Origin of the sequence: Xanthomonas hortorum (genome assembly GCF_024339125.1) — a bacterium.
Classification (GTDB): Bacteria; Pseudomonadota; Gammaproteobacteria; order Xanthomonadales; family Xanthomonadaceae; genus Xanthomonas; species Xanthomonas hortorum.
In genome coordinates, this window is sequence record NZ_CP101417.1 from 1,665,624 (window position 1) to 1,675,741 (window position 10,118).

General features: G+C 64.4%; 5 protein-coding genes. 3 read left to right on the forward strand and 2 right to left on the reverse strand.

Annotation, left to right across the window (positions count from 1 at the left end; genetic code table 11):
- Nucleotides 1–6: 6 nt before the first annotated feature.
- Nucleotides 7–1,821, reverse strand: a complete 1,815-nt coding sequence (locus tag NMB96_RS06995) for a GspE/PulE family protein (RefSeq protein WP_023905692.1) — start codon at nt 1,819–1,821, stop codon at nt 7–9.
- Nucleotides 1,822–1,911: 90 nt separating this feature from the next.
- Between NMB96_RS06995 and glyQ the strand changes: the two genes are divergently transcribed.
- From glyQ to NMB96_RS07010, 3 genes are all read left to right on the forward strand, one after another.
- On the forward strand, nt 1,912–2,820 hold the full coding sequence (glyQ, locus tag NMB96_RS07000; RefSeq protein ID WP_023905691.1) for a glycine--tRNA ligase subunit alpha: 909 nt from the start codon (nt 1,912–1,914) through the stop codon (nt 2,818–2,820).
- A gap of 297 nt (nt 2,821–3,117) precedes the next feature.
- The gene (glyS, locus tag NMB96_RS07005) at nt 3,118–5,400 is read left to right on the forward strand and encodes a glycine--tRNA ligase subunit beta (protein ID WP_255086563.1); all 2,283 of its coding nucleotides are present in this window, start codon (nt 3,118–3,120) and stop codon (nt 5,398–5,400) included.
- Entirely contained in the window at nt 5,400–6,989 is a 1,590-nt protein-coding gene (locus NMB96_RS07010) for a tetratricopeptide repeat-containing sulfotransferase family protein (protein ID WP_255086564.1), read from the forward strand. Before glyS ends, NMB96_RS07010 begins: the two co-directional genes overlap by 1 nt.
- Before the next feature lie 268 nt (nt 6,990–7,257).
- On the opposite strand, the gene NMB96_RS07015 is transcribed toward NMB96_RS07010, so the two are convergent.
- Nucleotides 7,258–9,948 (reverse strand): TonB-dependent receptor domain-containing protein, encoded by a 2,691-nt coding sequence (locus NMB96_RS07015; protein WP_255086941.1) that lies wholly within the window; start codon nt 9,946–9,948, stop codon nt 7,258–7,260.
- Between the last annotated feature and the right edge of the window lie 170 nt (nt 9,949–10,118).

Below are 10,118 nucleotides of genomic sequence, written 5' to 3' on the forward strand. Positions count from 1 at the left end.
ATCCGCTCACTCCCGCGGCGGCAACACCGACAGCACTTCCTCGATGGTGGTCAGCCCGGCGGCGACCTTCTCCAGGCCGGTGCGGCGCAGCGTGCGCAGGCCTTCGCCGCGGGCGGCCTGGCTGAAGCTCGCCAGCTCGGTGTCCGGGCGGATGAGGGTACGCAGGCGTGGGGTGACCGGCAGCAGTTCGTACAGGCCCACCCGGCCCAGGTAACCGGTGCGGCGGCATTCCAGGCAACCCACCGGCGCGTGCACGTTGAGCGGTTCCGGCAGGGCTTCGCCGGGTTCGCGGATGGCCGCCCAGTCGGCGTCGCTGAGCGTGTGCGGGCGTTTGCAGTGCACGCACAGCGTGCGCACCAGGCGTTGCGCCAGCACGCCGTTGAGCGTGGAAGCCACCAGGTAATGCGGCACGCCCAGATCCAGCAAACGGGTGATCGCCGAGGCGGCGTCGTTGGTGTGCAGCGTGGACAGCACCAGGTGCCCGGTGAGCGAGGCCTGCACCGCCATCTGCGCGGTTTCCAGGTCGCGGATTTCGCCGATCATGATGATGTCCGGGTCCTGCCGCAGCAGCGTGCGCACGCCGCTGGCGAAATCCAGGTCGATGTTCTGCTGCACCTGCATCTGGTTGAATTCCGGCGCGATCATTTCGATCGGGTCTTCCACGCTGCACACGTTCACATCCGGCGTGGCCAGGCGCTTGAGCGTGGAGTACAGCGTGGTGGTCTTGCCCGAGCCGGTGGGGCCGGTGACCAGCACGATGCCGTGCGGGCGCTCGACCAGCGCGCTCCAGCCGGCGGCCTCTTCGGGGCTGAAACCGAGCTGCTCGATGCTCTTGAACGCCGAATCCGGGTCGAAGATGCGCATCACGCATTTTTCGCCGAAGGCGGTGGGCATCGTGGACAGGCGCATTTCCACCTCGCGCCCGCCCGGCGAACGGGTCTTGATGCGGCCATCCTGCGGGCGGCGGCGTTCGGCCAGGTCCATGCGGCCGAGCACCTTGATACGGCTGACCACCGCGGTCATCACCGAGGGCGGCACTTCCAGCACCTTGTGCAGCACGCCATCGATGCGAAAGCGCATGCGCCCGGCTTCGCGGCGCGGCTCCAGATGGATGTCGCTTGCCCGCTGTTCGTAGGCGTATTGCAGCAGCCAGTCGACGATATGCACGATGTGGTGGTCGTCGGCATTGACGTCGCCGGCGCGGCCCAGTTCCACCAGTTGCTCGAAGCTGGGCAGGCCCGCGCCCGGCTCGGCGCTGCGCACATCGCCACGCGCGCCGCGCACCGACTGGGTGACGCCGAAGAACTCCATCGTGTAGCGATGCAGGTCCAGCGGGTTGATCAGCGCCAGCTCGATGCGACGCCGGCTCAGATGCTGCACGTCGGCCAGCCATTCCAGCGCCAATGGCTCGCTGGTGGCGATCAGTACGCGCTCGGCATCCAGCGCCAGCGGCAGGATGCGGTGGCGGCGTGCATAGGCATGCGACACCACACCGGTGACCGCGGCGACATCGATGCGGGTGGGGTCGATACGCAGATAACGCAGCCCGGTGCGGGTGGCCATCCATTCGGTCAGCCGTTCCAGGCCGAGTTCGCCGGCCGGCGGTTGCGCGGCATGCAGCTTGAGGTTGGCCAGCAGCACCAGCGGATGCACTTCGCTGGCGTTGCGTACGCCGGCGGCAGAGAACTGCACGCGCTCGTGTTCGTGCGGCACCACCATGCCATCGGCAAGCAGCGCGGCAGCGACCGGGTCGAACATCAGCCGGCCGCGTGGCAGCAGTGCCACTGCGCTGTCCGGATCGGCCGTACGCCGCTGTTCCATGCTCGATGTTCCCCTGCCGCGGTACTCCGCGGCAAAGCGCTGCGGGTCGGCCGGTATACTAGCGCACCCCTTCCGCACGGCCTTTGCTGCATGTCCGATTCCCGGCGCCTTCCAATCACTTTTCAGGGCCTGATCCAGACCCTCAACCAGTACTGGGCCGAGCAAGGCTGCGTGCTGATCCAGCCGCTGGACTTGGAAGTGGGCGCGGGCACGTTCCATCCGGCCACCTTCCTGCGCGCGCTGGGGCCGGAGCCGTGGAATGCCGCCTACGTGCAGCCCTCGCGTCGCCCCACCGACGGCCGCTACGGCGAAAATCCCAACCGCCTGCAGCGCTATTACCAGTACCAGGTGGCGATGAAGCCCAACCCGGACAACATCCAGGACCTGTATCTGGGCTCGTTGCAGGCGCTGGGCATCGACCCGCTGGTGCACGATCTGCGCTTTGTCGAAGACAACTGGGAATCGCCGACGCTCGGCGCCTGGGGCCTGGGCTGGGAAGTCTGGCTCAACGGCATGGAAGTGACCCAGTTCACCTACTTCCAGCAGGCTGGCGGACTGGAGTGCAAACCGGTGTTGGGCGAGATCACCTATGGGCTGGAACGGCTATGCATGTATCTGCAGAGCTGCGACAACGTCTACGACCTGGTGTGGACCTACGGCCCGGACGGCACCCCGGTGAGCTACGGCGATGTGTACCACCAGAACGAAGTGGAGCAGAGCGCCTACAACTTCGAGCATGCCAATGTGGAAGAGCTGTTCCATCGCTTCGATGCCTGCGAAGCCGAGGCCAAGCACTTGATCGAGGTCGGCTTGCCGCTGCCCGCATACGAGCAGGTCACCAAGGCCAGCCACGCCTTCAATCTGCTGGACGCGCGCCGCGCGATCAGCGTGACCGAACGCCAGCGCTACATCCTGCGCGTGCGCACGTTGTCGCAAGGCGTGGCGCAGGCGTATTACGCACAACGCGAGAATCTGGGCTTTCCCGGGGTAAAGAAGTAACTCAAAGCCCCTCTCCCGCCGGGAGAGGGGTTGGGGTGAGGGTCCGAGGCGTAGCCCTCATGCACCCAGACTCCACAGAGCTTCGCCCGTACCCTCATCCGCCCCTTTCGGGGCACCTTCTCCCGACGGGAGAAGGACCAGCAAGCCCCTCTCCCACCGGGAGAGGGGTTGGGGTGAGGGTACGGAGGCGTAGCCCTCGCGCACCCAAACTCCATAGAGTTTCACCCGTACCCTCATCCGCCTCTTCGAGGCACCTTCTCCCGACGGGAGAAGGGAACACGTAAAGGTCCACGTCTTATGAGCGAACAACTTCCCCTGCTGATCGAACTGGGCACCGAAGAGCTGCCGGTCAAGGCGCTGCCGGGCCTGGCGCAGGCCTTCTTCGATGGCGTGCTGCACGGTCTGGAAAAGCGCGGCGTCGCGGTCACGCGCGGCGATGCCAAGCCGCTGTCCACACCGCGCCGTCTGGCGGTGCTGCTGCCGGGCGTGGCCACCGAGCAGCCCGAACAGCGTTCCGAAGTGCTGGGCCCGTATCTCAACATCGCGCTGGATGCCGAGGGCAAGCCGACCAAGGCGCTGGCCGGTTTCGCCGCCAAGGCCGGGATCGACTGGACCGCGTTGGAGCGCACCAGCGATGCCAAGGGCGAGCGTTTCGTGCACCGCGCGGTGACGCCGGGCGCGCGTACCGCCGATTTGTTGCCGGAGATCCTGCGCGAAGCCATTGCCGCCATGCCGATCCCCAAGCCGATGCGCTGGGGCGCGCACGAATACGCGTTCGCGCGGCCGGTGCAGTGGTTGGTGCTGTTGTTCGGCGATGCGGTGATTCCGACCGAGTTGCTGGGCGTGCGTGGCGATCGCATCACCTGCGGGCACCGCTTCATGCATCAGGGCGAGATAGCGCTTGCAGCACCGGGCGATTACGTCGAAGCGCTGCGCGCCGCGCACGTGCTGGTGGATGCGGACGCACGCCGTGCGCGCATCGTGGAAGAAGTCGAAGCGGCCGCAAAGCAGGCCGGCGGCAGTGCGCGCATCAGCGAGGACAATCTGCAGCAGGTGGTCAACCTGGTCGAGTGGCCGTCGGCGGTGCTGTGCAGCTTCGAGCGCGATTTTCTGGCGGTGCCACAGGAAGCGTTGATCGAAACCATGGAAATCAACCAGAAGTTCTTCCCGGTGCTGGATGCCGGCGGCAAGTTGACCGAGCAGTTCATCGGCATCGCTAACATCGTCTCCAAGGATGTGGCCGAAGTCGCCAAGGGCTACGAGCGGGTAATCCGTCCGCGTTTTGCCGATGCCAAGTTCTTCTTCGACGAAGACCTCAAGCAGGGGCTGGAGGCGATGGGTGCGGGCCTGGCCAGCGTCACGTATCAGGCCAAGCTGGGCACGGTGGCCGACAAGGTGGCGCGTGTGGCTGCGCTGGCCGAAATTATTGCTCCGCAGGTGGGTGCCGATCCGGTGCAGGCGCGTCGCGCCGCGGAATTGGCCAAGAACGATCTGCAATCGCGCATGGTCAACGAATTCCCCGAATTGCAGGGCATTGCCGGCCGGCATTACGCCAAGGCTGCTGGCGAGCCTGGCGAGATTTCGCTGGCGATCGATGAAGCGTACCAACCCCGTTTTGCCGGCGACGATATTGCGTTGTCGCCGTTGGGCAAGGTGTTGGCGATTGCCGAGCGTCTGGATACGTTGGCCGGTGGCTTTTCGGCCGGGTTGAAGCCGACCGGCAACAAGGATCCGTTTGCGCTACGGCGCAATGCGTTGGGGTTGGCGCGGACGGTGATTGAGTCGGGTTTTGATCTTAATCTTGAGCAGCTGATTATTCAGGCCTATCTGCACGCTGATCGTTGCGTGCGAGTTAATGCGTGGAAGAAAAAGCTTCTACAACTCGACAAAGAATCTGCAGAGTTCACCTTTGAGCATCACGGCTATAACTCTGATCCAATAAATGCGCGCGGTCCTGATAGCATGGTAGACGCGGACCTCGAGGCAAGAATGCCTAGCCCAGGGCAAGTCCACGAGATTTTCGACTTCATCCTAGACCGCCTACGCGGCTACTACGCAGACAAAGGCGTGCCTGCTACGCACTTCAACGCGGTCGCTGTCTTGTTCTCGGTCGCGCCCGAGGGCGCTCCTACAACGCTTGGCGTAGGAGCGCACCTGGGCGCGACCCACGGATCCCTCTACGATTTCGACCGCCGCATCGATGCGATCGGCATCTTCGCCACGCTGCCCGAGGCCGAAGCATTGGCTGCGGCCAACAAGCGCATCCGCAATATCCTGCGCAAGGTCGAGGGCGAGATTCCCGGCGATATCGACACCAGCCTGCTCCGTGAGCCGGCCGAAGAAGCCTTGGCCGAAGCGGTGGAAGCGGCCATCGGCGATACCGGCGATGCGCTGCACCGCCACGACTATGTTGCGGTGCTCGCGCGCCTGGCGCGCCTGCGCCCGCAGGTCGATGCGTTCTTCGATGGAGTAATGGTCAATGCCGAAGACGCGCAGCTGCGTGCCAATCGGCTCGCCTTGTTGAAGAAGCTCGGCGACCGCCTCGGCAGCGTCGCCGCCATCGAGCATCTGTCCAGCTGATGGCAGCGTCCGCCGGCGCGGTGCACTGGCAGACCGCCCAGGCGGCGTTGGCACGTCGCGACCTGGGTGTGGCGGCGTCTGCATTGCAGGCGCTGCTGGCAGTGGACCCCACCCACGTGTCCGCACGCGTGCTATTGGCCGGCACCGTGTTGGCCAACGGCAAGATGCGCGAGGCGGTGGCGCAGTTACGGCTGGCCGCCAGAGACCTCGGCGACGACGTGGCGATGCGTTGCCGCGTGGCGCAAGCCTTGTTGCGCGTTGGCGAGCATCGCGAACTGCATGCGTTGCTGCGGCATCCGTCGGTGATGCAGTGCCAGGACGGCGCCACGCTGGCGCTGCTCGCGCATGTGCATCAATCGCTCGGCGAACATGTCGAAGCACTGGCGATGATGCAGCGCGCGCAGGCCTGTGGTTTCGATGGTGCTGACTTCCGCTTCTTTCTTGCGGTGCAACTGCAATTCAATAATCGCCTAGACGATGCAGCGCAGGCATTGGATCGCGCGTTGGCGCTGTCGCCAGGCTACGGCCGTGCAGCGCTGACGCGTGCGCGGCTACGCCGTCAGACTGCAAGCAGCAATCATCTCGATCAGTTACGTCAGCAGCTGCGGCTCGCCAAGCCCGACAGCGAAGATCGCGCCGGGCTGGCGTTCGCGCTGTACAAGGAGCTGGAAGATCTCGGCCAGACCGATGCCGCCTGGGAGGCCCTGCAGCATGGCAATGCGGTGATGCATGCGCGCTTGCACCACGATGCCGACGCAGAAGTAGCGTTGTACACGCAGTTGGGCGCATTGGCCGAACAAGGCGTGTTCGCCGCGCAGGAATCTACCAATGCACAAGGCCCGCAACCGATCTTCGTGCTCGGTTTGCCGCGCTCGGGCACCACGGTGCTGGAGCGGATGCTGGGCAATCATGCGCAGATCATGTCGGCCGGCGAATTGAACGACTTCGGCCATCAGTTGCGCTGGGGCGCCGACCAGGCCGGCCGCAGCCTGCTGGATGCGCGCCTGCTGCAGGCGCTTCCCACGCTGGATTATGCGCAGATCGGCGCGCGCTACCTGGAACAGACGCAGTGGCGTGCTGGATCGGCGCGCTGGTACATCGACAAATTGCCAACCAATGCGGTGGCGATCGGCGCGATCGCGCGTGCCTTGCCAGGTGCGTTGATCGTGCATCTGGTGCGCGAGCCGATGGCGGTGTGTTTCTCCAATTACCGCGCGCTGTTCGGCGACTCCTATGCCTACAGCTACGACCTGCACACGCTGGCGCTTCACTATCAGGCGTATCACGCGTTGATGGCGCAATGGCGCGCGGCGTTGCCGGGCCGGGTGATCGATGTGGACTACACACAGATGGTGCGTGATCCGTCTACGGTGCTGGAGCAGTTGATGCTGCGCTGTGGGTTGGAGATCGAGCCTGGGCAGATCGATATCACCCGCAATGCGGCCGCCTCGGCAACGCTCAGCAGCGTGCAGGTACGCGAGGGTGTGCATGGGCGCAACGTGGAGGAATGGCGGCGCTATGCTACACAGCTGGAGCCGCTGCGGCAGACGCTGTTGCAGGCAGGCCTGATTGACGTGGGCTTGCGTTAGCGGGGGCGAACAGATCTGAGGCGCCACGCCTGAAGACCTGCGCGCGCCTTCAATCTGCCTGCACGTCCGACGCACCCTGCCCCAGGTGTGTAGCAGGCAATCCGGCTGCGACGACGCGTGCGACGCCTTGGACGCTTTGCCTTGGGAGCGGATAGACAACTGACTGATGCGTCCTGCCTGCTCCGAACGTGCCTGCCCCAAACGTGCCCGGGCCAAAGACGCCAGCGGCAGCCTTGTGGCTGCCGCTGGACGACTGCAACGCGGTGACTCAGTGCGCGCCGAAGCGCCAGTTCAATTCCAGCATGTAGGAACGGCCGTAACCGGTGTAGTTGAAGATGTTGTAGTACGGGTAGCTGGTGTAGGTGCGGTCGCGCGGCGGCCGGGTGTCGGCCAGGTTGTTGACCGTCGCCGTCAGCGAGATGTCGTCGTTGACCGCATAGTCCAGCGTTGCATTGAGCGTTGTCCACGCGCCGACCTTGCGTGCGCCTTCTACCGCATACCCATCGGTGCTTTGTTGCGCGACGAAGTTGGGCGTGCGGCCATTGCGCTGGCCGAACAGCGTGGTGGTCCATGCATCTTTCTGCCACGTCACCGAGGCATTGACGATGCTGCGGAACTCGGAGGAGAAGAAGGGTTCGCTGAGCAGGTCGCGCACCGGATCTTGCGGGAACTGCTGGCTTTCGTGCTTGAGCGTCAAGTTGTATTGCGCGTCGAAGACAAACAGGCCCCAGGATTCGGTGGCCAGGTTGTACGTCGCCTTGCTGAGCACGCCGGAGATTTCCTCGTTGGAGATATTGACCGGGTTGATGCGGATATTGCTCACGCGGTTCGGGACCGGGGCATTGGCTGCGGTGCGATCGATGCGCGACAACGCATCCACGCAGGTGGGCGAGCCGATATCCAGGCTTCCCAGGCGGCAGGCCGATTCGGTCTGCAACAGATTGTCGGTGCTCAGGTCGCTGACTTTCTGGTCGATCTTGATGTTGTAGTAGTCGGCATTGACGCTGAAGCGCGCGCTGGGCGACCACACCACGCCATAGCCGAAGGACTTGGCGGTGATCGATTGCAGCTCGGGATTGCCGGCACGGCGCCCCTGGATGCTGGTGCCGGCGTAAGTGCAGTCGGCGATCGGCACGCCGGGTTCTTCGAGCGCGCAACGGTAGTAGTCGTTGACACCCTGGAAGAAGCCGCTATCGCCGGCAAAGGTGAACGCCATGTCCGGTGCCTTGAACGCGGTGGCGTAGTTGCCACGGAACAACAGCGAATCGGTCGGGCGGAATTCCAGCGCGGCCTTATAGGTGAACTTGGAATCGCTACCACCGCCCTGATTCTTGTAGTCGTCGAAGCGGCCAGACAGGTTGGCGGTGAGCGTGCTCAGGATCGGCACGCGCGTTTCGAACGCCGCCGCCCAGTTCTCGCGCTTGCCGCTGCCCTGGGTGCCGGTCAGCTGGTAGAAATCGCCAGCGATGACGCGTTGATCGGTCGGGTTTTCCCAGTACTGATTGCCGGCCTGCAGCACGCCGGCCACACCCACGGCGCCGGCCGGCAGACTGAACAACTCGGTGTTGGTGAGCTGCAGGTTGACGTTCTGGGTCCAGGTCCTGGACTTGGTGCGGATCTCGTCGTTGAAGCTGCGGTACTGCGCCGGCGTCAACGCGCGATAGAAGTTGGCATCGTTGGGCGAATAGATCGGGTAGCCGGAGAAGTCGCCCTGCGGCGCGCCCAGGAACTGTTCGCGGAAGAAATCTTCGATGCGGTCGGCCAATGGCCATTGCTGGCGGCTGTCGATGCGGTATTCGGCACGCGCGTAGTACGCATCGTAGGTCCAGTTGCTGGCGCCCAGCCCGCCCTTGATGCCAGCTGCGATGTTGTAGGAATCGGCGGTCTGGCGGTCGTTGTTGAAGGTCGGGCTACCGGCTTCTTCGGGCGCGAAGATGCGCTGGTAGCCTTCCAGTTGCTGGCTGTCCTGGTTGTAGAACAAGCCACCGGTGTCGGACGAGGTCTGCCAGAAGCGCGAGCCGCCGTTGACCTCCACCTTGGTGCGATTGAGCAGTAGCGTTGCGTAGCCTTCGGTGTTGTCGTTGAAGGCGTAGGTCAGGTTGGCATAGCCGCTGGCGCTGCGTTCCTTGTTGAGGATGCTGGCGTAGCCGGGCTCGGTGCGGCTGCTGCAGAAGTTGCCGCGATTGGCGCGGTTGTCGTATTGCACCGAGCCGTTGAACAGCGGGCCCAGTGCATCGCAGTTTGCGGCGCCCGGGTCAATGTAAGTGGTTGGCGTGTTGTGCAGTGCGATGCGCGAGCCATAGCGCAGGGTCGGGTCCGGATTGTCGGAGGTGGAATCGAAATCGCGCCGCTGGTAGCCGTAGATCGGGTCCTGATTGTTGAGCTGCAGGCCCCAGACGATATCTGCCTTGCCGAGGGTGCTGCCGCCGGTGAGCTGGAAGCGCTGATTGTTGCCGCGACCACCGTCGTAGGTGCCCATGCGGTAATTCATCTGCACGCCGTCGACGTGCTTCTTCAGGATGATATTGACCACACCGGCAATGGCGCTGGAGCCGTAGATCGAGGACTGGTTGCCGGGCGCCACATCGATGCGTTCGACCATGCCCACCGGCACGCTGGCCAGATCGACGAAGTTGCTCTGGCCGTTGTAGAGCAGCGGGTAATCGGCCATCGGCCGGCCGTCGATCAGCACCAGGGTGAAGCCGGGGTCCAGCCCGAGCAGGCTCAGCGATTTGGCGCCGGCGGTGAAGCCGCCACTGAACTGGCCGTCCTGCACCGAGCCGGTGGCCATCGGCTGCGAGCGCAGCACGTCATAGACATCCTTGAAGCCGCGGCGTTGGATGTCCTGGGCAGTGATGGAGAACACCGGGCTGGCCGTTTCGACCTGCGACCGGGGAATCAACGAGCCTGTCACGGTGACCTTGTTCAATTCGGTCACGTCGTCCTTGTTCTGTGCGATCGCAAGCGACGGCAGGGCAAGCGACGGGAATGCAAGGGCGGCGCAGACGGCATTGACCAATAGATGACGCTTCATGAAAACCTCTCTCTCCAAAGGTGTGGAACAGGGCGCGCGGCAATCCGGGGGAGGGCCGCTTGGCATGCTGTCAACGAAACGTTAACAACACCCCG

Excerpts from the sequence above, each read along its gene's own strand:
- NMB96_RS06995 (WP_023905692.1), bottom strand. The coding sequence starts at position 1,821 with ATGGAACAGCGGCGTACGGCCGATCCGGACAGCGCAGTGGCACTGCTG.
- glyQ (WP_023905691.1), top strand. The coding sequence starts at position 1,912 with ATGTCCGATTCCCGGCGCCTTCCAATCACTTTTCAGGGCCTGATCCAG.
- glyS (WP_255086563.1), top strand. The coding sequence starts at position 3,118 with ATGAGCGAACAACTTCCCCTGCTGATCGAACTGGGCACCGAAGAGCTG.
- NMB96_RS07010 (WP_255086564.1), top strand. The coding sequence starts at position 5,400 with ATGGCAGCGTCCGCCGGCGCGGTGCACTGGCAGACCGCCCAGGCGGCG.